This window comes from Exiguobacterium sp. J17977, from assembly GCF_018616375.1.
GTDB classification, from domain to species: domain Bacteria; phylum Bacillota; class Bacilli; order Exiguobacteriales; family Exiguobacteriaceae; genus Exiguobacterium; species Exiguobacterium mexicanum.
In genome coordinates this window covers 150798-177222 of the sequence record NZ_JAEQBB010000007.1, presented here as the reverse complement: position 1 = coordinate 177222, position 26425 = coordinate 150798, and the positions used below count along the sequence as shown (strand labels likewise).

Genomic DNA, 26425 nt, shown 5'->3' with positions numbered 1-26425 from the left:
AGAGCGCCTCGAGCACATGGAACACAAAAAAAGACGAACCAAATCGCGATGGGCGATTTGGTTCGTCAACAGCCTGACGAGTCTCGCGACTCGTTTTTTCTTATTGTTGCGTATAGATGGAGACCGAACCTCCGTTTACGAAGAATTGGCCCCAGCCGTCAGCGTTGATGGTGACGAGGCGGGAGTTGTTGTTCGTCATGTCTTTCCATACTTCGCCGGCGTTCTGTTTGCCGACGTACATCCATTTCGACCCGCCTGGACCGTCCGATAGGATTGTCGCGAGACCCGATTTGGCGCGGTCGGTCACACCTTCACGTGTCCAACCGATGACGTCCTGATGGTCGAGATAGTCATGTTGCGTCCCGTAGGCAAAGTCTTTCCGCGCCTTCAGAATCGGTTGGAGTGTGCCCGACATGTTCGGGATTTCGCGGTTCGTCGTCCCTTTCGTGCCGTAATAGTCCCCGTAGAAGAGGGCCGGATAACCTTGACCACGCGTCATGATTGTCGCGTAGGCGAGCGGTTTGAACCAGTTGGCGACCGTCGACTCGAGCGATTGGCCCGGCTGTGAGTCGTGGTTATCGACAATCGTCACGGACAGCGACGGATGCTGTTCTGTGACGGTGCCTTTCAAGATGTTGCGCATATCATAATACCCACCGCCGTTACCGGCCGCTTGGAAGTTGTAATGGAGCGGCACATCGAAGACGGAGTGCGTGTAGCCCGTCTTATACAGATAGTCGTTGATGGCACCGAGATCGTTCTTCCAATACTCGGCGACCGTGAACATCTCTTTCCCGGTCGTCTGGCGCACGCTCGTCACCCACTCCTTCAAATACGAGTGGCTGATATGTTTGACAGCATCCAACCGGAAACCGTCGAGCCCGAGCGAGTCGGCGTACCATTTACCCCAGTTCTTCATCTCTTGACGGACCTCAGGATGCTCGAAATCGACGTCGGCATACATAAGGTAATCATAGTTGCCGTTCTCGTTCGACACGTCCGTGTCCCACGCCTTGCCCGTGCTCTTAAACTTATAGATACGGCTCAAGCTGCGTGACTGATCCCAATCGGTCCCGTCAAAATGGTACCAGCGCCATTTGAACGGCGAGTATGTATTGTTGCGCCCCGCGAAGTTGAACCCGGTCCACGCCGAGATGCCGTACTCACCGGACGTTTCTTGGTTCCGGTTCGACGGATTGACCTCAATCGCTTGGACGGACTCCGTATAGTCGGCCCCGCCCTTGTGATTCATGACGACGTCGCCGTACACACCGATCCCTTTACCGCGCAAGTTCGAGATAGCGGTCTGGAGCTGCGCTTTCGTCCCATACTTCGTCCGGGTCGTCCCTTTTTGGTTGAACTCGCCGAGGTCGTATAAATCGTATGCCCCATACCCGACATCGTTCTGCGATGTGCCTTTGTACGCCGGCGGAATCCACACCGTCGTCACTCCGATGTCTTTCAAGTGCTGCGAGTCGTTCGATAACCGGTTCCAATGCAACCCGTCGTTCGGCACGTACCATTCAAAGTACTGCATCATCGTACCGTTTTGCGGCGTCGCCGCTTGTGCGACCGGTTGCCCAGCCAGCAGCGCAATCGCGGTGACACCAGCCGTCACCGCCAATCCTTTCCGTCGTTTACCCATGCCCGTTCCTCCTCTTCGAAATGAATGCAAGCGCTTTCATTAATTATCATGCCTGATTCTACTTTTATTGAATAGTGGATTTCCATAAAACAGTTCTCTGCGCCTAACTATTTTTTTCTTGAATAGTTCAGTCGACCAAAGCAAAACGGATGGCTTGTGCCATCCGCCTAGTCAGTCATTCCGTTCAAGCCGCTTTCGCTTCACGAGGTATCCGAGATACGGGAGTCCGGTAAAGACGAGCCCGATGACGACCAGCGTCTGTAGCACTAAGATGATGGCTTCCGCCGTCTGCGGCCAATCCAATTGCAACATGAACACGAATCCGAGTGATAGCAGTAGACAGATGAGCGCTCCCCGGCCCATCGTCCGCTCGACTTGGCCGTATTTCTCTTCGGTCGTCTGGCGATCGGTATAGAGAGGCGTCGCGTCCGGACGGCCTTTGAACACATGAATCTCATCGCCGGTCGACGTGACATGTTCCCATCCGCTCGCGGCGAACAGCTCGAAGTAATCCTCGTCCGGTTGTTTGCGATAATCGAGACTATAGCGCACGTCCATCGGTTCCCCCTTGACGAGCGTATATCCGAGCGGTGCGAACTTCTCTAAATGCCAGCCACGAGCTGCCATCTCACTTAACTTTTTCATTTCCCGATCCTCGGCGAACGCCAATCCCCAACTCGACATATACTTCCGTTTCATCGCTGTCCCTCCCCGTCTAAAATGAAGCGTGCATCGTCAACGATCGCTTGCCGTCGTTTCAAGTCTTCCGCCACGAGTGCACGGCCTTGGGCCGTAATCACATAACGTTTCTGCTTGCCGTCCCCGTCAATCGGCTCAATCAACTGAGCGTTCACGAGCTTCTTGATGATGGTGTACATCGACGCCGGGCCGATTTTAATCCGTCCGTTCGTCAACTCCTCGACGAACTGCATAATCAAATAGCCGTGACGCGCCTCGGTCAAGGCGAGCAGGATATAGAGCATGCTGTCGGTTAATTCTCCGAGCTCGATCGTATCGTTACGCGGCATCCCGCCACCTCCTATATCGTTTATTGATATATCTCACCCTTAATATATATCGTTGAATGATATATGTCAATGAATGATATACAAAAAGCCGCAGACAATTCGTCTGCGACCTCGTTAACTAGTGACGTAATCTAAATCGTGCAAGATGTATGCCAAGAAGAACAACATGCTCGGGTTCTCGTAGCGCATCTGCACTTTACGGAGTTGTTCCCGATATGTGACCTCATATTCGGCCCCGTTCATCTTCCGCTCCATGTTCATCTTGATGAGTGCATCGAGCTTGTCCATCATATCGACGAGCATGCCTTCATACGTGTCATCTTTCGAATCGGCCATATAGCGCCGGAACGCCGGCTGCATATAGTCCGGGAGGAGCGACAAGAGCGCCTCGCTCTCGGCCCGTTCGTATGCCTCGAATGCCGCACCGGTCTCGGCGGTCGAATGCTTCACCGGACCGAGCACGTCCCCGGTCACCCCTTCGACGAGGTCGTGACAGAGGAGACGCGCCGTCAGTTCAGCGACATCGACATCGACGTCATACTTTTCGCGCTCCAACAAACCACTGAACATGCCGAGCGCGGCCGCCCGGAAGCCATGGATGGCGTCGTTATCGTCAATCGTATTGAAACGACCTTTCCAACGTCTGACACTGTCCATCCGCATGACGTTCTCGATGAACGTGGCCACGTCGGTCTCCGCCTCGACTTGTTCATAGAGCCAGCGGACTGATTCGAGCGGATGATCGCGCAAAGCTGCTTTCATCTCTTCAAGCTTCGCGACGAAATGGGGCGAACCGTGTCCGACTTCCCTTCGGACGAACAGCATCGCGTCGAACGAATCGATTCCATCGACGAGCCGTCCTTCGAATGAGTCGTCTTCCGCCTCGACGAGGAAACGATAAAAATGCGGCCGGAGTGACTGCGACAACAACTCGACGAGTCCGAGACTCGCCGTCCGTTCCATCCGTTCGATATGTTCTTTGAGCGTCGGTTCTTTTTTCGTCCGGTGCATGATTGGGCCGGTCTGCACTTCGTTCATATCATGGAACAGCGCCTTGCCAAGCACATCGAGCAAATTGACGTCCCGTCCATTGTTCTCTTCGTAGTACGCCGCGATCAAGCTGAAGACAGCGACGCGGAAACTGTGGCTTGCTGCGTTATCATGATAATGCGGCGCATACTCGTCCCATCGTTGCACGTTCTGCATGCGTGTCATCTTGCGGATAAACGTTCCGTTATACATCAAATTCCTCCTTGGTTCAGTCGCTCCCACGAGTCATCGTGACAGACGATGTAAAGCATATCGTTCGCCTGAAGCTGTGTATCGAGCACCGTCGCGTAATCGAGACGGTCGTTGACGGCGATTAGCGTAACGCCTTGATGCAATAAGCTTTCCGCAGCATCCCGGATGGTCGCCCATTCTGGTTTCGGTACGAGCGCCTGGATGTTGCCGCCTGACTGCTTGCTGAGCAGCTGTCGGAAAATCGACGTCGTCCCCGGCTGCAGCGTCGCTTTCGCCATGAGCAGTGACACCGAGTCGTTCGCGAGAATAAAGTCGTCGATGCGAACGTGTTTGAATTTCGAGATATTCCGTTCCTCGCACACCTCGACGACCGTATGCAAATCGACGCCGCGTTCAGACGAGAGCGCTTCGACCGCTGACGCGATCAAAAGCGACTTCCCGTCGGCAAGGAGCGTCTCGGTGATGCGGGCATCCGCGAAGATGGCGACCCGGCGCGCCTTTAAAATATTGGCCTGCAAGAGCACGACCTCGTCCGATGCGTCACCGTGGACGAAGTGGACGTTGTCGTGGTCGTACGGTTCTTCCTTCAATTGATCGATTAAGACGATTTCAGCCTTTGGCTCATAAATGAGCACTTCGTCGATTGCCTTTTTCGTCTTCGGCGACCAGCCGATATAGACGTAATGCCCTTCTCCTCGATACACTAACTTCCCCTCCCGTTTTAACCGTTGAAACGTCGCACCGACTTCAACGAGTTTTCCAATCAACGCCCCGATAATCCCAATCCCGAACAGGAACAAGAAAATCCCGAGCCAACGCCCCGCGACCGATGTCGGGAAAAAGTCACCGTAGCCGACGGTCGTGAGCGTCGTCATCGTCCACCAGAACGAGTCGAACATCGACGGGAACGTCTCCGGCTCGAGCACGAATCCGAGGACGGTACCCGTCAAGATGATGACGAGCGACGCCAAGACGACGTTCAAGAATGATAATTTCGATAGACCGCGCCAGACACGAAAAAAGATATGCACAGAAAACCCCCTCCTTTTCCTATATACTAGAGACAACTTAGTTAATTTACGAAACCCGCTTGCGTTCGGTTCCGTATAGAAAGAAAAAAGAAAGGACGATGTTATGAACTCCATCGTTTTGGAATATCGACTTTATAAAAACGAACTTTCGTTCGAGCCTCTTTACCATTATACATCGCTCGGCCTCGATGAAGTACTTGCCCGTCGCGAATGTGAATTTTTCGTCAAGGACGGCATGACCTACAAGCAACGCTCATCGGCGCTCGAAGGCGAGCAATACTTCTTGATTTACGTCGACCGCTACACGGAAGGACCCGTCGACAAGCATGAGACGACCGACATCAAAGTCGAGATTCGAACGCTCGACGACCGGTTCGACAACCCGATGCTCGAGGCGTATTATGTCGACCGCCATCTCGACGCGCTCGCCATGCTCGGCAGTCAGTACTTGTACGTCGCCGGCAAAGAATATGAGCGCGACTCGGCCGAGACGGACGAAGATCGTGGCGTCTATGTCATTTACGTCATCCCTACAGGTTATACATTGGAGGAATCAACATGAAGACAAGCAAAAAAATCTTGAGCGGTCTGTCGGCTGCTGTCTTGACCGCGTCGCTCGCGGCTTGCGGCACCGACGAAACAGAACAAGCGACGTTACCGGAAGAACCGACCGGCTACGAGTGCGACGATTGGGATTGGGATGATGAGACGGAGTCATATTATTGTGACGACGAGCGTTCCCCTCACTTCGGGAGCTTCTTCTTACTCGGTAGCCTATTCAATTCAAAGAGTGCATTGAAGAATTCCTCGGCATATAAAAATTACCGCTCGAACGGTGGCGCCAGCAGCATCACCCCGAACAAATCGAACTCAGGCTCAAACTCAGGACTCGGTAGCGGTTCAAAAGGCGGCTTCGGGGGATGAAGCGCGACGCACTGTTTGGCCAAATCCCTTTCTTTTGGCCTGACTTGAACGACGAGGAGTACGCCCTTTACGACTGTCTTACCATGTCGGATGACGCGGTGAGACAGATTCGGGAAGCGACGCGTGACGTCGATACGATTTTCCGGAAGGCGAACCGCCTGTTGCGCACGCTCCCGGACGACACGCTCCGTTTGCTCGGTTACCCTGAGGCGAGCCTGAAGTTCCTTCGGGACAAGGCGATTCCGCAAGAGACGATTATCGGTCGCTATGACTGGATCGTCAAAGACGGCATCATCAAGTTGATGGAATTCAATGCCGACACACCGACGTTCATCAAGGAACTGTTCGACGTGAACGGCTATGTGACGACAGAATTCGGACTCGATGACCCGAATGCGACGTCGACTGCTGAGCTCAAGACCGAATTGCGAAAAGCCGTCATCGCCGCGTGGCAACGACTCGGCCGGGATGGGACACCAAAAATCGTCTTCACGGCCCATGACGACAACATCGAGGACAAATGGACGACGCGCTTCCTTCAAGAGACGCTCGATTTACCGTCCGAATTCGTCCCGCTCGACCGATTGCTCGTCGATGCGGACGGCGTTTTCACACCGTCCGGGGAAAAAGTCGACGTATTATATCGGCAGACGTATCCGATCGAGCACCTGGTCGACGACCGGGCACCCAATGGTGATTTGATTGGCATCCGCCTGCTCGAACTGAACGCGGCCAAACACGTCTCGTTACTCAATCCGCTCTCGGCATTCCTCATGCAGTCCAAAGGCGTCCAAGCGCTCATTTGGGAACTGTATGAGGCCGATACATATTTCGACGAAGCGGAGCGTTCCATCATCGAGACGTATTTTTTACCGACGTATCTCGAGTCTGATCCGTTTATCGGCCAGAGCGCATACGTACAAAAGCCCGCTTTCGGCCGGGAAGGCGACTCGGTCATCCTCTACGACGAAGACGGCGTCCCCTTCCATAAAGAGACGCTCCAGACGTACGCGGACGAGACGGCGGTGTATCAACAGTTCATCGAGCTGCCGACCCGTCTGACGAACACAGTCAACGGTCCGCTCAAGACGCACTACATGGTCGGCTGTTTTTGCTTGAACGGCCATCCGTCCGCTCTCGGCGTCCGCGCCGGCAGCATGATTACGAACAACCAGTCTTACTACTTAGCCATTGGCATAAAAAAGGAGAATAACTTATGACGTTCATCACGCTCGATTCCATCTTGAGCTTCCTCGCTCACCTCGGCACAGGGTTTGGCCTGATTTTAGCCGGACTCGTCGTCTTCGCACTGACGACGAAGTATTCGGAACGTAAATTGATTAAAGAAGGTAACGTCGCCGTTGCCTTAAAACTTTGGGGGAAAGCGATTGGACTCGCCATCGTCATCTACACGGTGTGGGCGAACAGTGTTAACCTGCTCGACGCCTTCATCTGGGGACTCGTGGGGATTCTCGCTCAAGTGCTCGCCTTCTGGACGTTCGAATACGTGCTGACGCCAGGCGTGAACTTAGAGAAAGAAGTCGAGAACGGCAACCTCGCCATCGGAATCAGCCTCTTCTCCGCCTCACTCGTCGTCGGCATCATCGTCGCCGCGAGTTTGACGTACTAATCAAACAGCCCATGCACTTGAGGAGCATGGGCTGTTTCTACAGAAAGGAAGAGACAGATGTTCAAACGAAAAATCATCGGGGTGTTGCTAGCTTGCATCACGCTCATCGCCTTAATCCAAAACGGACCTACATTTTTTGAGAATCGAAAGCTGGATCGCTATTTGACGGATGATGGCTTTGACGCCTATACATACGATCAATTTGATGAATCCAACTTCGCCCTATTCACAAATGAGGACGAGACCTTACTCGGACTCGCTGAGATGAGTGGAGACGGGTATGGAACCGCGACCGTCGAGACACTCGAGGCGGCTCCATTTGACTATATCGAGCTTGAACATGAAGACACTTATTATTGGGGTGTGCGTCTTAACAACAATCCTCAAAAAGTGGCTTCTCTCCGCATCATCAAAGAGCGGGGACAAGAACAACACGTCCTCAATCGTCCCGAAGAAGATGCTTTTTCAAACTACCATATCTTGAAACTGTATAACGTCCCTCAAGAAGATTGGACGATTCAAACGTTAGACCAGAACGATCAAGTCATTGACTCGATTAAACTATGAAAAACCGCAGACCAACGCTGGTCTGCGGTTTTTGTATTCTCTATTTCTAAACGGCATATTAAGCGCGTGCGAGTACGGCCGATGGACCGAAGAACTCGTAACGGGCTTGTGGAATCGTTTGGACGACCGTCTCCATCATCGCGGTCGGACCGCACGTGTAGACGTCGTGTCCCTCGACATCGAGTGCTTCGAGCTGTGTCGCACTCATGCACCCTGATACGTCATCGACGTGTGTGATGAGCTGGAGACCCGCATTCACAAGTTCATCGAGCTCTTCACCGAGCGGACGGAGGTTCATGCTGCGGACAGCATGGAGCAACGTGACCGAGCGACCTTGACCGAGTGCCGTCTTCGCCATGTTGAAGAGCGGTGTGATGCCGATTCCGCCAGCGACGAGTGTGAGCGGACGCTCCGTGTCTTCAAGCACGAATTCACCAGCTGGCGCGCTTACTGGAAGCTCGGTACCGACCGTCTGCTCATGGAGCCAGTTTGAGACGAGACCTTCCGCCTTCGGAGCAATCCAGTAGCCGTCTTCTGTCGTCTCGACGACGCTATATTGACGATGGTGCAAGATGTCTTCGCCTGGAATACGGGCTTGGACCGAGACGTATTGACCTGGGACGGCCGTCCCGACGACGCCATCGTTCGCGACAAGACGGAATCGTTTCACTTCTGGTGTGTCTTCAATCACTTCAGCAACCGTGAACGGTTTGAAGCCAACCCACGGTGCATCTTCGTACATTTGTTTCTCGAGCGAGATGAAGACGTCAGCGATGACACCGTACGCTTTCGCCCATGCGTCGATGATGTCCGGTGTTGCCGCTTCGCCGAGCACGTCTTGAATCGCGCCGAGTAAGTTTTGGCCGACAATCGGATAATGTTCCGGACGGATGTTCAAGCTCTTATGTTTATGAAGCGCCGGCTGGATGGCCGGAAGGATTGCTTCGAGACGATCGATATGGACGGCTGCCGCGTAGACGGCGTTCGCGAGCGCCTCTGGCTGCCGGCCGCGTTTTTGGTTCGTATGGTTGAAGAAGTGGCGGACTTCCGGGTTGTTTTCAAACATGCGCTTATAAAAGTGACTCGTGATGGCGACACCGTGGTGTTTCAAGACTGGTGCGGTCGCTTTGACGATCTCCATCGTTTGTTGATCTAACATATTGTTTCCCCCTTTTTGAAAGTTCATGTTCATTATGTGAGGTAAGTCACTTCGAAAGCAATATATAAAATACTTGTTTAAATACAAGTTCAAATTTCCGCCTTGAATCCGCCACGCTTTTTTCACATCTTCCATCGTCGCGCTTTCGCGAGATGTCTTGTACAATGAACGAATGAAGAGGTGAATCATCATGCGGCTCACGCAAACGTGCGACTACGCACTCCGAACACTCATGTATAGCGCCACGTTCTCCCACCGTCTCGTGACGATTCAAGAAGTGGCGGACCAATATCAGATTTCAAAGAACCACGTCATGAAAGTCGTCTATGAGCTCGGGAAGCACGGATATCTCGAATCGGTGCGCGGCCGTGGCGGCGGCTTCCGGCTCGCTCGCCCGATGGAGGACATCAACGTCGGCGACGTCGTCCGGACGATGGAACCGCTCGAGCTCGTCGAATGTTTCGGCGAAGGACGGTGTGTCATCGCCCCCGCGTGCGACTTGCGGAGCGTCTTGAACGAGGCGATGCTCGCGTTCCTGCACGTGCTCGACCGCTATACGATTGCCGATCTCGTCGCCAACCGGACGAACGAACTGGCTATGTTGCTAGGCATACAAAACCCGACGGACTGAAATAGTCCGTCGGGTTTGTCTGTTATAGCGGTTTTAATTTGGCTTCAATCTCGGCTCGTCGTGACTCAAGAAACGGTGGTAGCGCCAATCGTTCCCCGAGCGTCTCGACTGGTTCGTCCGTCGCGAACCCAGGTCCGTCCGTCGCGAGTTCCACCAAAATCCCGCTCGGTTCGCGGAAATAAATCGATTTGAAATAATAACGGTCAATCAGGCCTGAATGACTGATACCGAACGCATCGAGCCGCTCGACCCAACGCGTCATCTCGTCTTCATCCTCGACGCGAATCGCGACGTGATGGACACTGCCTCGTCCTGGCCGCTCCGACGGTAAATCAGGACGGTCGACGAGATGAATTTCTGTCGCCACACCCCCGTCGCCCGTCTCGAACACACGAACCGATTGCCCGTTCCGTTCGAACTCAGACGCGAAGCGATAACCGAGCACGTCCGTCAGCACCCGCTCCGTCTTCTCAATTCGCCGCACTGTCCACTCGCTAAATCCGAGGCCGAAGACGGCGACGTTTGCCGGTACCGGTCCGTTTTGCCACGGCGTCCCTGACCCGCCCTCGACGAGACAGAGCCGTTGCCCTTCCTCGTCCTCGAAGTAAAGCGTCGGACGACCGAGCACATCCTCTAACGGATCATGGAGTACACCGAATTCGGAAAATCGTTCCAACCAGTACGATAACGATCCTTCTGGCACCCGAAGCGCCGTCCGCGAGATGCTGCTCGACCCTTTATACGTTTGCCCGAGAAAAGGTAGCTCGAAGAACGTCAAATCCGTCCCCGGTGTCCCCGACTCGTCCGCGTAAAACAAGTGATACATCGACGGGTCGTCTTGGTTGACCGTCTTTTTGACGAGTCGCATCCCGAGTACCTCCGTATAGAATCGTAAGTTCTTCAACGCGTCCCCTGTCATCGCCGACACGTGATGCTGCCCTAAAATCGCCTTCATCCGACTTCTCCCCTTTCAACTTTGATTATATTGTACCATCCACAAATAAGTAAAGTCAGCTTTACATTAAGTCAAGTTTACTTTACACTGAGGGTAGAAATAAGAAATGAGGTGGCGGCATGCCATTAATCAATCGCGTCAAAGAGTTGCGGGCCCGGCATCAACTGACCCAAGGGGACTTGGCGGCCAAAGTCGGTGTGACGAGACAGACGATCATCTCGCTCGAAAAAGGGAGCTACACGCCATCGCTTCTGCTGGCGATGCAAATCGCGCGCGTATTCGAGGAACCGGTCGAATCTATTTTCACAATCGAGGAGGAAACAAATTGAAACACGTCGTCATTCAATCCATCTCTAGTATCATCTTGTACATCCTGATGGCTTTTCTGTTCAGTTCGTTCTTGTCTGACGTGTCGACCGTCATCGAGACCGAACGCTTCGAGATTGAAATAAATCTCTTACCTTTTGTGCTATTGGTCGGCTTCTTCATCGTTTGGACGATCTATTCGTTCAAGACACGCCCGAACCAAAACTTAAGCTTTGGCCAATGGTCAGTCCGGATGACGGAATTTAGCGAAGTCGATGAACGTGAACAAATCATCACGGCGAAAGCGACGAAAGCCGCCTACGTCTCGTTCGGGATTACTGTGCCGCTCCTCATGGCGTCATTCATGTTTTATCCGCTGTTCGAGAACGCGCTCCCAGCCTATCCGATTTACGCACTCGCCTCGACACTCATCATCTCGACGCTCGTTTATATGACGACTTGGATCCGCGCCTATACCCATTAAGGAATTCACAGCGAATTCCTTTTTTTGTGTCGATTTTTCGTCGAGTCGTTCCCTACGATTGCGAATTCAGTCACGTCGTGTTTATATATAACTAAACGGTTATATACTAAATGTGTTGAAGGGGTCTTTCATCGTGAAAACCATCGATTTGACGACCGGACCGGTGCAACGTGTCATCGTGACGCTTGCCCTCCCGCTCGTCGGCAGTTCGCTTTTACAGTTCACTTATAGTCTTGTCGATATGTTTTGGGTCGGTGCGCTCGGTAGCGACGCCGTCGCCAGCATCGGCGCGGCCAGCTTTTATATCATGCTCGGTCAGGCCATCCAATCATTGATTGTGGTCGGCACCGGCATCAAAGTGTCGCAAGCCGTTGGACGACGCGACCAAGCGTTGATTCAGCGCTACGTTCGTGCCGGAAGGCGGATGAACCTGGGCCTCGGACTGTCGTTCGTCTTTCTCCTGATTCTGTTCGGTCAGACGTTGATCGGCTTTTTGAATATGAACGACTCTGACGTCGAACGGTTGGCCTACGGTTATTTGCTCGTCAGTGCACCGATGCTCGTCTTCTCGTTCTTCAACTTACTGTTCGCCCGCCTGTTCAGCGCTTATGGGAATACGACGACGGCCATGCGCATCAATGCGACCGGGGTCACACTTAATATGATCCTGTCGCCGCTCTTCATCTATCCACTTGGACTCGGCGTCGTCGGTGCCGGTCTCGCGACGCTCGTCGCGAACGTCGTCATGTTCGGCTTCTTCTGGCATCGGACCCGCGCCTTGTTCGATTGGGAAGAGACGGTCAAAGCTAATCGCACAGACTATAGAGAAATTCTTCGCCTCGGCTTCCCGATGGCGACCCAACGCGTTTTGTTCACCGTCATCAGCATTTTCCTCGCCCGCATGATCGGTTCATACGGGACCGAGGCAATCGCGGCCCAACGCATCGGGCTTCAAATCGAATCAATCGCCTATATGATGATTGGAGGCTTGAACGGTGCCATCGCGAGTTACACTGGGCAAAATCTCGGCGCCCGCAAAGTCGATCGGGTCTATGAAGGCTACCGGGTGACGACGCGGCTCGGCATCTTGTATACCGGGTTAATCACACTCGTCTTCCTCTTCGTCCCAGACGTCCTGATTGGGCTGTTCGTCGATGACCCGACAACGATTGAAATCGGTGCGACCTATTTACGAATCATCGGGATTTCGCTTATCTTCGCCTCACTTGAGATGATTGGGAACGGCTACTTCTCAGGCCTCGGGCTACCAAAAATTCCGGCGACGATCTCCATCGTCTTTACCGTCGCCCGTATCCCGCTCGCGCTTGCCCTCGAGCCTTATCTCGGTCTCGATGCCATCTGGTGGAGCATCGCTCTCTCGAGCATCGTCAAAGGGCTCGTCTCAGCCCTCTATGTCCGACTAACGAAAAAGGAAGTGACCTCCCTTGCAGAAGCGATTTAATCAACTAGCCAAACAATTGTTGCACGGGCGCTTCGCCATCGAACGTGAAATGCTCCGCGTGACCCCTGATGGGACGCTTGCCGTCACGAAACACCCGACAGCACTCGGAGACAAGGCGACGCATTCATACATCACGACCGACTTCTCGGAAAGTCAGGTTGAGCTGATCACGCCGACGTTCCCGACCGTCGAGGCGGCGCACGACTTCTTACAGACGCTATACGATATCACAGCAATGAATATCGGTGACGAACGACTTTGGCCGCAATCGATGCCGTGCGCTCTTCCGGACGGCGGGGTCATCCCGCTCGCAGATTTTGGAAGTTCAGGGCTTGAGGCCGGTCGCTATCGGGAGCATCTGCTCCAAAAATACGGAGCGAAAAAACAGCTCATCTCGGGCATCCATTTCAACTTCTCGTTCGCAGACGAGTTGATTGCCTCCCTCTATGAGGGGTCACCCGAACGATACGACCGTTTCAAGAACGACCTGTATTTAAAACTCGTCCGCAACTATTTACGGACACGCTGGCTCGTCGTCTATCTGTTAGGCGGGACTCCGGCCGTCCACACGAGCTATGAAGAACGCTGCGTCAGTCAAATGCAGGCGCTCAGCGAAGATGTGTATTCGAATACGACGGCGTTATCGTACCGGAATAGTGACTGCGGCTACACGAATGTCGAGCCGCTCTATCCGGACTATTCAACGCTCTCAGACTACACCGCGAGCGTGCGCCGCTTCATCGCCCAAGGTGACATCGCCAACCCGAACGAGCTCTACTCTCCGATTCGGTTGAAGACGTCACGTGGAGGCAATGACTTAGAGCGACTCGAAACGAACGGCATTGATTACATCGAGATTCGCAATATCGATTTGAACCCGTTCGAGAAGACCGGTATCGCCCTCGATGATTTACGTTTCTTGCACGTCTTCCTGCTCTACTTGACGCTGAAAGACGAGACACGGTTCGCGGACTGGCAGGCCGAGGCGTTTCACAACCAACAACGCGTGGCGAAAGAAGGGTTATCCCCGACGCTCACGCTCATGCGAGACGGGGAGGCAGTGGCGCTCCAAACGTACGCTCGCGATTTGCTCGACGAGATTGAAGCGTTCAATAAACATCACGACCTCGAGTTCGACGCGATTTTCGCCTCCGTCCGTGAACGAATCGACCATGTCGAGGCGACGTATGCGGCTCGATTGACGAAAATCATGACAACCGAAGGCTACACGTCCTGGTCGCTCCGACAAGCGGAACTGTTTTATCAAGACGCGTACGCCAATCGGTTCCGGGTGCACGGCTACACGGATATGGAACTATCAACACAGATTTTGATGCAAGCAGCCTTGAAACGCGGTTATGCGGTCGATGTCATTGACCGCGACGACCAATTCATCCGCATCCGGCACGGCAACCAGACCGAGTACGTCAAACAAGCGACGAAGACGTCAAAAGATAACTACGTATCGGTTCTCATGATGGAGAACAAGACCGTGACAAAACACGTACTCGCCGAACATTGCATCCGCGTTCCCGGAGGGGTCGAGCTCCGCACTGAATCTGATTTACGGGACGCCTGGTATACGTTTGGGGACGAGCCGATTGTCTTGAAACCGAAATCGACGAACTTCGGCATCGGTATCCACATCTTCAAGGACGGGACGACGTTCGAGGAAGCGCTTGAGGCGTTCCATCACGCTCTTACGTTTGACGACGTCGTCCTGCTCGAGACATTCCTGCCCGGAAAAGAATATCGTTTCCTCGTCATCGGTGATGAGGTCGCGGGCATTTTGCACCGCGTCCCGGCAAACGTGACCGGGGACGGTGTATCGACGATTCGTGAGCTCGTCGCCAAAAAGAATGAGGATCCGCTCCGCGGAAAAGGCTATAAGACGCCGCTCGAAAAAATTGAAATTGATGACATCGTCGTGGCATTCCTTCGTCCACAAGGTAAGACGCCGGACAGTGTCCTTGCAGATGGAGAACTCGTCTTCCTTCGTGAGAACTCGAACATCAGCACCGGGGGTGACAGTATCGACTATACGGACCGGATCGCCGATTCATACAAACGGATTGCGGTCGAGTCCGCCCGAGCGATTGGCGCCACAATTTGCGGGGTCGACATGATGATTCCGTCGCTCGAGCGTGAAAATGACTACGGTATCATTGAACTGAACTTCAATCCGGCCATCCATATTCACGCCTTCCCGTACGAAGGAAAGGAACGGCCAATCGGCGAGACCGTGCTCGATTTACTGTTCGATTAACCAATATTCCTAGTTTGGAATATTCTAAAATGGGAATATTTTAAGTAAGAGGACGGTGACGAGGATGGAAGAAAATTTGAGTCCGTTGTTTCACGCGTTGGCCGACCCGAATCGCTTACGAATCATCGAGTTGTTGAGGCAAGAAGCTTTAACGGTCGGTGCCATCGCCGAACGACTCGACATCAGTCAACCACAGACGTCCAAGCAACTGCGTGTGCTCTATGATGCCGGACTCGTTTCGGTGACCATCGAAGCCAATCGGCGGCGCTACGCCCTGAATCTTCAGGCACTTGCCCCGATAGATATTTGGCGTTCACGGCTCGAGGCAGAGACGGCTCGGCTCGATCGGTTGGAAGAGTTTTTGCAACAGTCAAAACGAGAGGGGAAATCCTAATGGAAACGCTCAAATCGTACGTCGAAGGCAACACGTTAGTCGTGGAACGGAGTTTTAACGCGCCGCGCGCGCTCGTGTTCGAGGCATTTTCGACACCGGCCCATCTTGAAGCATGGTGGGGACCCGCTGGATGGAAAACGGAGGTTCGCACGTTCGAGTTCGAACCCGGCGGCACGTGGCATTATTGCATGACGTGCGTCGACAAAGAGCAAGGCGACTATTACGGCATGGAATCATGGGGCAAATCGACGTTCCTCGAGATTGACCCGCATCGTAAAATCGTCTATACGGACGCCTTCTCGGACGCGGACGGCCACGTCAATCCTGAACTTCCCGTCATGACCATCACGAACGAATTTGTCGACATCCCGGACGGCACGCTGTTCATCAGCCGCTCCGAATTCACGGACGCCGAGTCGCTCCAACAAGTCGTCGACATGGGAGCCGTCGAAGGTTTCGCCTCGCAGCTCGATCGTCTCGACGCCATCGTCTCCAGATAACAGCAAGCACCGCTCCTCGATTGAGGCGCGGTGCTTTTTCGAATTCCTCATCGCTCTAGTTGTTCGAATAGTCGATCGAGTTGAGGTGCATCAATCGCCTCAAACGCATCCCCGACACTGATTTCGGTCGAACAATAGCCGTCATGGGGTACGAGATAGCCCGTTATGCCGATTCCGGTCGCGTCTTGAACGGATTGAATCCAGGCCGAGACTGCCTCCACGTCCCCCTCAACATGAAGGTGGAACATATTCGTCACCGGGACGTCCGGTGTCGTCCACACCCTATCGATCGCATTGAAGCGGCGCGCCAGTTCCTTCGCCTGTTCGTAGTAGCTTGCCATCCGCCTTTTCCGAAGCTCATAGTAATAGTCGGCCGGGATAATGTACGGATACAGTCCAATCAAATCCCCGCCATAGCGACGTTTCCACACTCTCGCCTCGGCGCAGAACGCTTTCGGTCCGGCCAAGATGGCTCCGGCAATCCCGCCGATGCCTTTGTAGAATGAGACGTAGACGCTGTCGAACAGTGCACATACTTCTGCTGCCGTCTTCTCGTAATACGGGAGCGTCTCGAATAATCGTGCCCCGTCGAGATGCAGACGAATCCCCCGCTCCCGGCACAAGTGACTGATTGCCTCCAGTTCATCGAACGGTGGCAAATAGCCCCCGAGTTCCCGTTGCGGCAACTCGATCAACAGGCAGGCGATATCGGGCAACGCCTGCACTTCCTCGAGCGTCATCAACCGCTTGTCATCTCCAATCAAGATTGGCTCAAGGTGATGCAGCTCCTTCAATCCGTCCTGCTCATGAATCTCCAAGTGACAGAGCGGATGATAGGCGACGTTTCGATTTCCGGTCTCGTCCGCCCAAATCCGTAACGCAATCTGCTGCGCCATCGTGCCGCTCGGAAAGAAAATTGCGTCTTCCATACCGAGTTCTTGCGCCAGTTTTTGCTCGAAGCGCGCGATGACCTCACCCGTCCCGTAATGGTCGCTCGCCTGATTCGGGTCGACCTCGGCGAACGCTTGCTGCAAGACGCCGACGTTCCGTCGACCGTGACCGCTCAATTGATGCGACGTCTGTTGATATGATGTCCGTAACTCCATGTCATTCCCTCCACAACAAGCCCCCTGTCCATAGACAGGAGGCCATCAATTAGTCGCGCATGCGGACGATTAATTTGCCGCGTACTTTTCGTGTTTGGAGCTGTTCGAGACCGTCTTTCAACCGTTCAAACGGCAAGACGTCCGTGACGAGATCGTCCAACTCGCCCGCCTCGAGCAACTTCATTAATTCTTCGGCCATATACGCCAAATTGCGGATGGCACGCTCATCCTTACTCGCATGGGCCGCGCCGAGGGCGACCTCATGAATGGATGGCGACAACGTAAAGCCTTTCACGTTTGACGTATCCGGTGGACCGGCGATATAGGCGAGTTGTCCGCTGAACGCGAGACGATCGAGGTCCGCCGTCGCCACGTCACGTCCAACCGTATTCAAGATGAGGTCGACCCCGCGGCCGTCCGTCTCTTCCAAAATCCGTGCAGTCACGTCTTCCGTATTATAGTCGATCACTACGTCGGCACCAAGTGCTTGCACCCAGTCAAAATTATCCGGCGACGCCGTCGTGAACACTTTGAGACCGAGCTTCTTCGCAAGTTGAATCGCATAGCCACCGACTCCGCCCGCACCAGCATGAACGAGAATCGTCTCTTTATCGCGTGTGTTCAATTTCTGCATGATAGCCTCATACGCCGTCATACCGGCACAGAGGAAAGCCGCAGCAGCCTCATCACTCACTTCCGGTGGCACGACGGCACAAGCGCGCGCATCGACGACTGCATACTCGGCGAAGCCGCCGTTGTTCCCGAGGCTCGTATGGACGGCGACACGTGAACCGGTAATGATATTGGCGATACTTGAACCGACTTCGACGACTTCCCCGACGAGGTCGACCCCGAGAATGTGTGGGTACGACCAGTTCGGGTTTCCGTTCGTACCGACTTTATAGTCGACCGGGTTCAATGCGACCGCTTCGACTTTGATCAGCAGTTCGCCCGTACCTGGTGTCGGACGCTCTATCTCACCGATATGAAGATGTTCTAATCCAGGTTGATCGAGTAACCACGCTTTCATGCTCAATACGCTCCTTCCGAATACGTCAGTTCATACGAATGTGAATAGATTTCGACAAGATTGCCGAACGGGTCTTCACAGTACACCATCCGATACGGCTTATCGCCCGGGTAATATTCCCGAATCGGCATCCGTTGTTTCCCGCCATGGGCTACGATTTTCTCGACGAGTCCTTCGATGTCCGGGTCTTGGACGCAGTAGTGGAAGATGCCTGTCTTCCAAAACTCGAAATTGTTCTCCGGCTTCTCATTGTTCGGAAACTCGAACAACTCGATCCCGATTTTGTCACCGGTCGACATGTGGGCGATTCTGAAGCTGCCCCAGCCCGGTCCGAATACGTCCGTACACATGACGCCAATCGGCGAGTCGTCCTCGACGACGTCTGACGGCTGCATGATCGTGTACCAGCCCATCACGTCCTCATAAAATTTCACTGCTTCCGCCACACTCGGGACCGATAGTCCGATATGTGAGAATGTACGTGGATATGTCAAAGTAATCCGCTCCTTTTTGTTTGCTCATTTTAGTTGATAACGATAAGATACCTTCATCGAAGCAAGAAAAAAAGTACGCACATTCAAGTAACTACCCGAAAGCGAGGCGAATTGAACATGACGACCCCGTTCCCCGTCAATAAGGCGCTCGACATCATCGGCGGTAAATGGCGGCCTCAAGTATACTGTACGCTAGAGAACGGTCCGCGCCGTTTCTCAGAGATTCAACGTGCCATCCCTGACGTCAGCCGTAAAGTGTTGACCGACCAACTCCGTGAGCTTGAACAGCTCGGCATGGTCCGCCGCATCGACTATTCGACCGAGAAACAGCTGCATGTCGAATACTCACTCACCGAGGAAGCGCTCAGCCTGCAACCGGCGATGAAGGCGCTCTGCTCGTGGGGCGAGACACGAGACGAATAAACCCTCGCCGAATCCGGCGAGGGTTTTGTCATGCTGCGAATAGACTGATGAGGTTCCCGTCCGGGTCGATGACGATGGCGTAACGTTGCCCCCAGAACGCATCCCACGGTTCCCGATGCGAGGCATAGCCGTGCTCGACGATTGCCTCATAACGCGCATCCAGCTCATCTCGACTGTCACATAAGAAGGCGAGTTCGACCCGGTGCCCCGTCGCCGGTTTCCATTCCCCGTACACCGATTCGGCCACTTCGACCGTGTCGAAGGCGAGCCGGACACCGCCGTCGTCGACCTCGACGTGCGCTTCCCCATCCATCGCTTTCGGGATTGACAGACCGAGCATCCGATAAAAGTCGAGTGCCCTCGTCATGTCCTCGACGACGATTCCAATCATGTCTAACTTGATTCCCATTTGGTCACCCCATTTTCCGAGTTGGTGGTACTATGATGAGTGTAGCACTACATCCTGCTCGTGAAACGAGGAAATTCACATGACCCATCAATTCGCTGTCCTGAACCAGACGCAGGCGGAAACGATTACCTATACGTGGCACTACGAAGGCGATTATGCCTTTTACAATATGGAGGCTGACGAAGACGATTTAACCGAATTTTTAGACGCCGAACAGCGTGGACAGTCGATGTTCGTCATCACGTCTGCTGGTGAATTGGTCGGTTTCGTGAGCGTTGCGCAACCGGATGCCGAGACGGTCGACATCGGGCTCGGCATGAAGCCCGATTTGACAGGAAACGGGAGCGGACGAGTATTCGTCACATCGATTCTTGACTTCGTCAAAGCGACGTACTCACCTCATCGCATCACCTTGTCTGTCGCCGCCTTCAATGTGCGGGCAATCCGTGTCTATGAGGCGTGCGGGTTCACGAGGATCGGTTCATTTCAACAACCGACGAACGGGAGCACGTTCACCTTCATCCAAATGGAACGTCAAGAAAGTCCTCAGAACCAAGCGTTCTGAGGACTTTTCCTATGTGAGCTGTTTCTTTTGGATGTATGACAAGCCGAGCGCCGCAATCAAAATTGCGCCTTTGACGATGTCTTGTGCGTAATACGGCACGTCCCACATCGTCAGTCCGTTCAACAAAATTCCAATCAAGACGGCACCGATTAACGTGCCGACGACGTTCGGTCGTCCGGTGCCGAAGACGGCGTAGCCGATATAGGCGGCCGCGACCGCGTCCATGAGGAGCGGTGCCCCGGCTGATACTTGCCCGGTACCGATGCGTGACGCCAAGATGATTCCACCGATGGCGGCGAACAGGCCGCTCAACACGTACGCGTACAACTTGATGCGCGTGACGGCGATGCCGGAACGGCGGGCCGCCTCGACGTTCGAGCCGACGTAATAAAATTCGCGTCCCGTCTTCGAATACGTCAAAAATAGATGCGCCCCGGCGAAGAAAAGAATCATCAAGATGGCGACGAACGGGACAGGTCCGATTGAACCTTGGCCGATGAAGAGGAACGACGGGATAAAACGTCCCGGTGCCGTCCCTCCTTCAATCGGCATGTTGTCGTAGATTGAAAAACCTTTCGTATACGTCAATTGGACCCCGTTGATGACGTACATGATGGCGAGCGTCGCGAGCAAATCTGGTAACCGGAACTTGATTGTCACGAGCGCGTTCAACAGCCCGACGAGCACACCGAGCGCAATCGGGACGAGCAGGGCGACGACCAGTTCTTGACTATGTAACACGAGGCTCGATGCCGCCCCGATCGTCGCGAGGCTCGCCGTCGAACCGACCGATAAGTCGAATCCGCCGACGATGAGCGAGAACGTCACCCCGAGGGCGAGCAGGGAGACGATCGATACGGATTTGATGATGTCGCTAAAGTTCGCGTACGTCAAAAACTGGTCGTTCGTCACACCGAAGACGGCGATGAGTGCGAGAATCGCGAACAGCGTCCCGTATTGACCGATGCCACTGAAGCGTTTCGTGCGTTGTTTGATGACGAGTTGGGCCATGTTAGACACCTCCTTTCTGTTGCCAACGGCCGCGGTCGAGCCAGAGCGTCCGGTTGGCGACCAATTCTAATTCATGCGGTTCGCTCGATGTGAAGATGACGGTCTTCCCGTCTTTGGCAAGGCGGGTGACGAGTTCATAAATATCCCGTTTCGCCGTCACGTCGACGCCTTTCGTCGGTTCGTCGAGCAGATAGACGTCCCGGTCCTCGAGGAGCCATTTGCTGAGGACGACTTTTTGTTGATTCCCGCCGCTCAATTCTCGGACCGGTTGCCCGACCTGGTCGTATTTCACTCGCAACGAGGCCAATACGCGTGTGATTGCGTTCGCCTTCCCTTCAATCGCGAGGACGTTCCGTTCAATCGAATCGTCGAGGAAAAGTCCCTGTTTCCGGCGTTCTTCCGGCACGAGGGCAAATCCGGAGCGGACCGCCTGACGCGGTTCGCGAATGTTGAGCGGTTTCCCGTCCAGCGTCACTTGCTGTTCGACACCAGAGAGACCGAATAGCGCCTCGACCAGCTCCGTCTTCCCGCTCCCGGTGACGCCGCCGATGCCGACGACTTCGCCTTTATACGCCGTGAACGAAAGCTTCGTCCCGAACGTCGGTAACGTGAGGTCTGCTTGAATCCGGATCTCGGTTTCCGGAACGGCTTTTTCTACCGCTTCTGCCATGTCGGATCCACTCAAATACGTATGGATATCCTGTTCTGACAACGCCTGAAACGGTCCTTCGTAAGCGATGCGCCCATCCCGGAGGAACGTCGTCGTCGTGGTGACGCGCGACAGTTCATCTGACCGGTGAGTGATGAGAAGAATGCCGACGCCCTCTTCTGCGAGCGACTGCAATAACGTGAGCAGTGCTGCCGCATCATCCGTCGACAAGGCGGCCGTCGGTTCGTCGAGCAAGAGGTAGGCCGCATCACTCGCGAGTGCCCGGGCAATCAAGACACGTTGTTTGACGCTGAGCGGGAAGCGCCCGACCGGCTCGGTCACATCAATCTGTAATCCGACACGTTCCAAATAGGCAGCTGCTCGCTGTTTTAGTTCGCGAGGACGAATCCGTTTGACCGCCTGCCACGGCACGACGTTCTCATAAACCGGTAAATCGAGGTAGAGGGCGTCATCGACTTCTTGCGACACCGTGATGACCCCACGGCGAATCGCCTCGGCCGGTGTGAGTGTGACCGCCGTCTCATCGAGCTCGACCTTCCCGGACGTCGGGGTGATGGCGCCGCTCAATAGCTTCACGAGCGTGCTCTTTCCGGCCCCGTTCAACCCGAGCAATCCATGAATCTCGCCACGTCGAAGCGTGAAGCTGACATCGTCGAGCACGGTGACGTCGCCGTAGCGTTTCGTGACGCGTTCAAGCCGCAACATCAGTCCGTCCCTTTCATCCAGTCCGACCAGGCCGCGTCCGAGACGCCCCAGTTCGGGACGTATTGACCGAGATCGTCCATCGTCACTTTCTCGTCCGGCAAGACGTCACGGTCGACGAGGTATGGATCGACCGAATGAATCGATGGCGTCTCTTCACCCGCTAATTTTTGATACGCGTAACGAACTTGAATCCGTCCGATTTCTGCCGGATCGGTCGCCGCTGTCACTTTCCACGGGCTGCCGTCCTCTTGCATGAGTTGAAGGTCTTCGTCACTCAAATCGATGCCATAGACGGCGATTTCATCACGTCCGGCTTGTTTGATGGCACGGCTCGCACCCTTAGCGAACTCGTCCCACATCGCGAACACGGCATCAATCTCGCCTTCCGGATACTTCTTCAAAATCGCTTCCATCTGGCTCTGTGTGTCGAGCGCCGTATTGTTCGTCGCCGAACCGAACTTGGCGACTTCCGTGATGCCCGGGTAACGTTTCAAGAACGCATCATAAATCGTATGGCGTCGTTCCATCGGTGTGAAGCCCCCGACCCAAATCGTGACAATGTTGCCTTCGCCGTCCAAATCTTCAGCGAGTGCCTTGAGCGAACGCCAGGCGAGCGAATAGTCGTCCTGGTCGATGACCGTCACGCCTTCGTTCGTCAAATCGTTGTCGAACGCGACGACTTTGATGCCTTTGTCGAGTGCGCGTTGGACCGGTTCTTTCAACGCATCGGCGCGGCCATGGTCAATCAAGATGACATCGACGCCTTGCGTCGTCGCCGTGTCGACGTAGCTCGCCATCTTCGACAGATCGTTGTCGGCGTTGTACACTTTCACGTTGCCGCCGAACGATTCGACTTGTTCCGTCACCCCGTTAATATACTGCGACGAGAACGTCCCAATCGACATCTGCATAATCAAGGCGACATCGATATCTTTCGGCAACGTCCCGTTCGAGACCGAGACGGGTTTCGTCTCCGCCGTCTTCTCGGCCGGCTTCGTCGGAGCGACTTGCTCGTTCGTGCAACCGACGAGCGCCAAAACAAATGTGAACAATAAGATCAATAGTTTTTTAGACATGAATCGTTCCCCCTACATGATGTGTGATGGCAGTCTCTGTCGGCTCGAACACACCCGCCTCGGTGATGAGTCCGGTGATGAGGTCCGGTGGGGTGACGTCGAACGCCGGATTGAAGACGGTGATGCCGACGGGTGCCGTGGGTTGACCGCCGATATGTGTCACTTCTGACGGGTTCCGCTCCTCGATTTCAATCGTGTCATCCGCCGTCAAATCGAACGTCGAATGCGGCGCCGCGACATAGAACGGAATGCCGTAATGTTTGGCGAGGACGGCGAGCTGCAACGTCCCGATTTTATTGGCGACGTGACCCGTCCGTGTGATACGGTCGGCTCCAACGATGATGGCGTCGACTCGTTTCGACTGAATCGTCCAAGCCGCCATATTGTCCGTAATGAGCGTCACGTCGATATCGGCCCGGTCGAGTTCCCAGACAGTGAGGCGTGCCCCTTGCAGGAGCGGCCGCGTCTCACAGGCGAAGACGTTGAAAGATACGCCCTGTTCTTTTCCGACGTAAAACGGCGCGAGCGCCGTGCCGTATCGCGATGTCGCGATGGCACCGGCGTTGCAGATCGTCAATACGTTCCCCCCGGCCGGCAACACCGTCAGCGCATGCTCGCCGATGGCCCGATACGTATCGACGTCCCGGTCGTACAAAGCGATGGCGCGGCGTTTGATTTCCTCGGCAATCGCCTCAAAGTCGTCCCCGATATTCAAATCAAGGAGCGACTCGATCACGTTTTGCAGATTGACCGCCGTCGGTCGGGTCGCGATCAAACGGCGTCCGACGAGGTCGAGCCGACGCGTGAAGTCCGGGTCGTCGACTAACCGGCCCGCCTCTTTGGCGAGGACGAACGCCCCGAAGTAAGCGATGGCCGGGGCACCGCGGACTTGGAGCGTCTCGATGGCATGTTCGGCCTGTTCGAGCGACTCAATCGTCACGTAACGCTCTTCATGCGGTAACAACGTCTGATCCAATAGGATGAGTTCGTCCGTTTGCGAATTAAAGCGGATGTTTTGGACCGTCATACGCGCACCCCCGACAAAAGCGTCACCAAGTCGTCAATCGATTCGACGCTGTGGCGTTCTTTGATGAGCGCCGTCCCGAGGGCGAGCGCGTCACGTTTTCGTTCGAGCCGCGTCGCTTCCGGCAACGTCTCGAGATCGGCGACACCGGCGAGTCCGACGGCACGGCGAATGAGTTCGCAACCGGCGTAGCCGATCGTGTCGCTGAAGATCGTCCGCAACAACTCGTCGACAAAACCGTCCGTGTTGAACGGTTCGACGGCGCGCTCAAAGTTGGCCCGGAACGTCTTCTCAAACGTCTCCCACACCGTCAAGACGTCCGTGAAACGTTCGAAGCGTTTGAGCGGGTCATGGAACGTCGACAGCGTCAAATGGGCGATGATTTGGCCCAGGTCGAAGCCGAACGGTCCGTAAAATGCGAACTCTGGATCGATGATTTTCGTCTCTTGTTGGGTCGCGAAGATGCTGCCCGTATGTAGGTCACCGTGCAGAAGCGCCTCATGTTTCGTGACAAATCCGACTTTCAGTTTCGTCACCTCGACCTTCAGCGCCTGGTCTTGCCAGAGACGTTCGACATCTTCTCGAAGCGCCGCCTCGATGTTGTTCGACTCTGCGTCTTTGAACGGGTCGGTGAAGATGAGCTTCTCGGTGATGTCACACAGTTCCGGGTTGTAATAGTCACGTTCAATCCGCTTCTTCGCGATTGGTCCGGCCGCATAATCCGACGTCGCGAACAGCGTCTCGCCTAAAAATTCACCGACGTGACGCGCGAGTTCCGGATAGCTCTCCCCCTTCAAATAACCGGTGCGGACAATCTCATAATCAGACAGATCTTCTAAAATCGTGTAGGCGAGCGTCCGGTCGCTGCCGAGGACGTCCGGGACGAAACGCGGCGCCACGTTCGCAAACTCACGGAGTGCCAACTGTTCAATCCATGCCCGTTCGAGCGTAAGCGGCCAGCTCTCGCCGACGACTTTGGCGTATGGGAGCGCTTGTTTGACGATTAGGCGCTGTTCGCCTTGGCGAATTCGAAACACGAGATTCAAGTTGCCGTCCCCGATTTCCTCACACTCGGCGATCCCTTCTTGCAAGTATCCTAATTGACGGACGTGCTCGACGACAGTCTGTTCTGTAAATGGTTGATATGACATGATGTTTTCCCCTTCCTATACGTTGCCCACAAAAAAAGCCCCTTTCTCCGCGAGAAAGAGGCACAGCCAAAATGGTTGTTCCTCTCATCTGTCAGACATTCGTCTGGTGGATGTAGCACCGTGCCTAATGGTCGGTTGCTGCGGCGTCATCGGGCCAATTCCCTCTGCCAACTCGCGATAAGAGTGGTTTATTCGATTCGGTGAACTTATGTGATGAATATTACGGACTCGACGTCACAATTGTCAACGTCATTTTCTCCGTGCCACTTCGTCTTTTTTTGTGCATATATGGAAACAACTTCCCAAAATATTTTTTTTGGAAAAAAAGGAATTGACGACGTGACGAATCTGTGTAAAAATTCAATTAAATTTCACAACTTCAAATCACATTCTTATCAAGAGCAGACGGAGGGACGAGCCCGATGATGTCGCAGCAACCGACCAGAGATGGCACGGTGCTAATTCTTGCAGCGAAAGCTGAGAGATAAGAGTTCATTTTTTATGATGACCTCTTGCCTCGGCATGGGGTCATTTTTT

Annotated in this window: 30 protein-coding genes and 2 riboswitches; of the genes, 14 read left to right on the top strand and 16 right to left on the bottom strand. The window is 54.3% G+C overall.

All coding sequences use genetic code 11. The features are described 5' to 3' along the window. Positions 1-100: 100 nt before the first annotated feature. From amyS to KNO58_RS13025, 5 genes are all read right to left on the bottom strand, one after another. On the bottom strand, positions 101-1645 hold the full coding sequence (amyS, locus tag KNO58_RS13045) for an alpha-amylase (protein WP_214754561.1): 1545 nt from the start codon (positions 1643-1645) through the stop codon (positions 101-103). A gap of 171 nt (positions 1646-1816) precedes the next feature. Beyond that, on the bottom strand, positions 1817-2344 hold the full coding sequence (locus KNO58_RS13040) for a DUF2812 domain-containing protein (RefSeq protein ID WP_214754559.1): 528 nt from the start codon (positions 2342-2344) through the stop codon (positions 1817-1819). Beyond that, positions 2341-2673, bottom strand: a complete 333-nt coding sequence (locus tag KNO58_RS13035; RefSeq protein WP_214754557.1) for a PadR family transcriptional regulator — start codon at positions 2671-2673, stop codon at positions 2341-2343. Before KNO58_RS13035 ends, KNO58_RS13040 begins: the two co-directional genes overlap by 4 nt. A gap of 114 nt (positions 2674-2787) precedes the next feature. Continuing rightward, positions 2788-3915 carry a YfbR-like 5'-deoxynucleotidase gene (locus KNO58_RS13030; RefSeq protein ID WP_214754555.1) on the bottom strand — a complete coding sequence of 376 codons (1128 nt, stop codon included), beginning with the start codon at positions 3913-3915 and terminating at the stop codon, positions 2788-2790. Beyond that, on the bottom strand, positions 3915-4946 hold the full coding sequence (locus KNO58_RS13025) for an ion channel (protein WP_214754551.1): 1032 nt from the start codon (positions 4944-4946) through the stop codon (positions 3915-3917). Before KNO58_RS13025 ends, KNO58_RS13030 begins: the two co-directional genes overlap by 1 nt. A gap of 103 nt (positions 4947-5049) precedes the next feature. Here KNO58_RS13025 and KNO58_RS13020 point away from each other — a divergent pair, with 103 nt between their 5' ends. From KNO58_RS13020 to KNO58_RS13000, 5 genes are read left to right on the top strand one after another with little or no spacing between them, the layout of a single operon-like run. Then, positions 5050-5508: a hypothetical protein gene (locus KNO58_RS13020; RefSeq protein ID WP_214754549.1), complete on the top strand. Its 459-nt coding sequence runs from the start codon at positions 5050-5052 to the stop codon at positions 5506-5508. Beyond that, positions 5505-5870 carry a hypothetical protein gene (locus KNO58_RS13015; RefSeq protein WP_214754547.1) on the top strand — a complete coding sequence of 122 codons (366 nt, stop codon included), beginning with the start codon at positions 5505-5507 and terminating at the stop codon, positions 5868-5870. Before KNO58_RS13020 ends, KNO58_RS13015 begins: the two co-directional genes overlap by 4 nt. Continuing rightward, the gene (locus tag KNO58_RS13010) at positions 5867-7090 is read left to right on the top strand and encodes a glutathionylspermidine synthase family protein (RefSeq protein ID WP_214754545.1); all 1224 of its coding nucleotides are present in this window, start codon (positions 5867-5869) and stop codon (positions 7088-7090) included. The genes KNO58_RS13015 and KNO58_RS13010 overlap by 4 nt, the downstream gene beginning before the upstream one ends. Next, complete coding sequence (locus tag KNO58_RS13005) at positions 7087-7500, top strand: DUF350 domain-containing protein (protein WP_021066039.1); 414 nt, start codon at positions 7087-7089, stop codon at positions 7498-7500. The genes KNO58_RS13010 and KNO58_RS13005 overlap by 4 nt, the downstream gene beginning before the upstream one ends. A 57-nt stretch (positions 7501-7557) precedes the next feature. Next, complete coding sequence (locus KNO58_RS13000) at positions 7558-8067, top strand: hypothetical protein (RefSeq protein WP_214754543.1); 510 nt, start codon at positions 7558-7560, stop codon at positions 8065-8067. A 58-nt stretch (positions 8068-8125) separates the two neighbouring features. On the opposite strand, the gene KNO58_RS12995 is transcribed toward KNO58_RS13000, so the two are convergent. Beyond that, positions 8126-9226, bottom strand: a complete 1101-nt coding sequence (locus KNO58_RS12995; protein ID WP_214754541.1) for a globin domain-containing protein — start codon at positions 9224-9226, stop codon at positions 8126-8128. Between the two features lie 190 nt (positions 9227-9416). Between KNO58_RS12995 and KNO58_RS12990 the strand changes: the two genes are divergently transcribed. Next, complete coding sequence (locus KNO58_RS12990) at positions 9417-9857, top strand: RrF2 family transcriptional regulator (RefSeq protein ID WP_214754539.1); 441 nt, start codon at positions 9417-9419, stop codon at positions 9855-9857. Positions 9858-9879: 22 nt separating this feature from the next. On the opposite strand, the gene KNO58_RS12985 is transcribed toward KNO58_RS12990, so the two are convergent. After that, positions 9880-10812, bottom strand: coding sequence for a ring-cleaving dioxygenase (locus KNO58_RS12985; RefSeq protein ID WP_214754536.1), 933 nt, complete (start codon positions 10810-10812; stop codon positions 9880-9882). Positions 10813-10931: 119 nt separating this feature from the next. Between KNO58_RS12985 and KNO58_RS12980 the strand changes: the two genes are divergently transcribed. The 6 genes from KNO58_RS12980 (at position 10932) to KNO58_RS12955 (ending at position 16224) form a co-directional block, all read left to right on the top strand. Further along, on the top strand, positions 10932-11141 hold the full coding sequence (locus tag KNO58_RS12980) for a helix-turn-helix transcriptional regulator (RefSeq protein ID WP_021066034.1): 210 nt from the start codon (positions 10932-10934) through the stop codon (positions 11139-11141). Further along, entirely contained in the window at positions 11138-11602 is a 465-nt protein-coding gene (locus KNO58_RS12975; protein ID WP_214754534.1) for a hypothetical protein, read from the top strand. The genes KNO58_RS12980 and KNO58_RS12975 overlap by 4 nt, the downstream gene beginning before the upstream one ends. Before the next feature lie 133 nt (positions 11603-11735). Continuing rightward, a complete protein-coding gene (locus KNO58_RS12970) occupies positions 11736-13064 on the top strand; it encodes an MATE family efflux transporter (RefSeq protein WP_214754532.1) in 1329 nt (442 codons plus the stop codon). Next, positions 13048-15330, top strand: a complete 2283-nt coding sequence (gshAB, locus tag KNO58_RS12965) for a bifunctional glutamate--cysteine ligase GshA/glutathione synthetase GshB (RefSeq protein ID WP_214754530.1) — start codon at positions 13048-13050, stop codon at positions 15328-15330. The genes KNO58_RS12970 and gshAB overlap by 17 nt, the downstream gene beginning before the upstream one ends. Positions 15331-15394: 64 nt before the next feature. Further along, positions 15395-15724 (top strand): ArsR/SmtB family transcription factor, encoded by a 330-nt coding sequence (locus KNO58_RS12960; protein ID WP_214719202.1) that lies wholly within the window; start codon positions 15395-15397, stop codon positions 15722-15724. Next, positions 15724-16224 carry an SRPBCC family protein gene (locus tag KNO58_RS12955; RefSeq protein ID WP_214754528.1) on the top strand — a complete coding sequence of 167 codons (501 nt, stop codon included), beginning with the start codon at positions 15724-15726 and terminating at the stop codon, positions 16222-16224. Before KNO58_RS12960 ends, KNO58_RS12955 begins: the two co-directional genes overlap by 1 nt. Positions 16225-16271: 47 nt before the next feature. Here the strand turns inward: KNO58_RS12955 and KNO58_RS12950 are convergent, their stop codons facing one another. The 3 genes from KNO58_RS12950 to KNO58_RS12940 are packed head-to-tail and all read right to left on the bottom strand — an operon-like array spanning position 16272 to position 18854. Further along, positions 16272-17330: a threonine aldolase family protein gene (locus KNO58_RS12950; protein WP_214754527.1), complete on the bottom strand. Its 1059-nt coding sequence runs from the start codon at positions 17328-17330 to the stop codon at positions 16272-16274. Positions 17331-17379: 49 nt separating this feature from the next. Then, positions 17380-18360 (bottom strand): zinc-binding dehydrogenase, encoded by a 981-nt coding sequence (locus KNO58_RS12945; protein ID WP_214754525.1) that lies wholly within the window; start codon positions 18358-18360, stop codon positions 17380-17382. A 2-nt stretch (positions 18361-18362) separates the two neighbouring features. Beyond that, on the bottom strand, positions 18363-18854 hold the full coding sequence (locus KNO58_RS12940) for a lactoylglutathione lyase family protein (RefSeq protein WP_214754523.1): 492 nt from the start codon (positions 18852-18854) through the stop codon (positions 18363-18365). 117 nt (positions 18855-18971) lie between these two features. On the opposite strand from KNO58_RS12940, the gene KNO58_RS12935 reads away from it, so the two are divergent. Continuing rightward, on the top strand, positions 18972-19277 hold the full coding sequence (locus tag KNO58_RS12935; protein ID WP_214754521.1) for a winged helix-turn-helix transcriptional regulator: 306 nt from the start codon (positions 18972-18974) through the stop codon (positions 19275-19277). Between the two features lie 28 nt (positions 19278-19305). Here KNO58_RS12935 and KNO58_RS12930 read toward each other — a convergent pair whose 3' ends face one another. Continuing rightward, on the bottom strand, positions 19306-19686 hold the full coding sequence (locus KNO58_RS12930; protein WP_214754519.1) for a VOC family protein: 381 nt from the start codon (positions 19684-19686) through the stop codon (positions 19306-19308). A 79-nt stretch (positions 19687-19765) separates the two neighbouring features. Here KNO58_RS12930 and KNO58_RS12925 point away from each other — a divergent pair, with 79 nt between their 5' ends. Continuing rightward, positions 19766-20251 (top strand): GNAT family N-acetyltransferase, encoded by a 486-nt coding sequence (locus KNO58_RS12925; protein ID WP_214754517.1) that lies wholly within the window; start codon positions 19766-19768, stop codon positions 20249-20251. A gap of 9 nt (positions 20252-20260) precedes the next feature. On the opposite strand, the gene KNO58_RS12920 is transcribed toward KNO58_RS12925, so the two are convergent. From KNO58_RS12920 to mtnK, 5 genes are read right to left on the bottom strand one after another with little or no spacing between them, the layout of a single operon-like run. Further along, on the bottom strand, positions 20261-21262 hold the full coding sequence (locus KNO58_RS12920) for an ABC transporter permease (protein WP_214754515.1): 1002 nt from the start codon (positions 21260-21262) through the stop codon (positions 20261-20263). 1 nt (position 21263) lies between these two features. Next, entirely contained in the window at positions 21264-22637 is a 1374-nt protein-coding gene (locus KNO58_RS12915; protein WP_214754513.1) for a sugar ABC transporter ATP-binding protein, read from the bottom strand. Then, on the bottom strand, positions 22637-23713 hold the full coding sequence (locus tag KNO58_RS12910; protein WP_214754511.1) for a sugar ABC transporter substrate-binding protein: 1077 nt from the start codon (positions 23711-23713) through the stop codon (positions 22637-22639). The genes KNO58_RS12915 and KNO58_RS12910 overlap by 1 nt, the downstream gene beginning before the upstream one ends. Next, complete coding sequence (gene mtnA, locus KNO58_RS12905; protein ID WP_214754509.1) at positions 23706-24740, bottom strand: S-methyl-5-thioribose-1-phosphate isomerase; 1035 nt, start codon at positions 24738-24740, stop codon at positions 23706-23708. Before mtnA ends, KNO58_RS12910 begins: the two co-directional genes overlap by 8 nt. Then, complete coding sequence (mtnK, locus tag KNO58_RS12900; RefSeq protein ID WP_214754507.1) at positions 24737-25888, bottom strand: S-methyl-5-thioribose kinase; 1152 nt, start codon at positions 25886-25888, stop codon at positions 24737-24739. Before mtnK ends, mtnA begins: the two co-directional genes overlap by 4 nt. An 81-nt stretch (positions 25889-25969) precedes the next feature. Beyond that, positions 25970-26072: riboswitch (SAM riboswitch) on the bottom strand. A 205-nt stretch (positions 26073-26277) separates the two neighbouring features. Further along, a riboswitch (SAM riboswitch) is annotated at positions 26278-26379 on the top strand. Positions 26380-26425 lie beyond the last annotated feature (46 nt).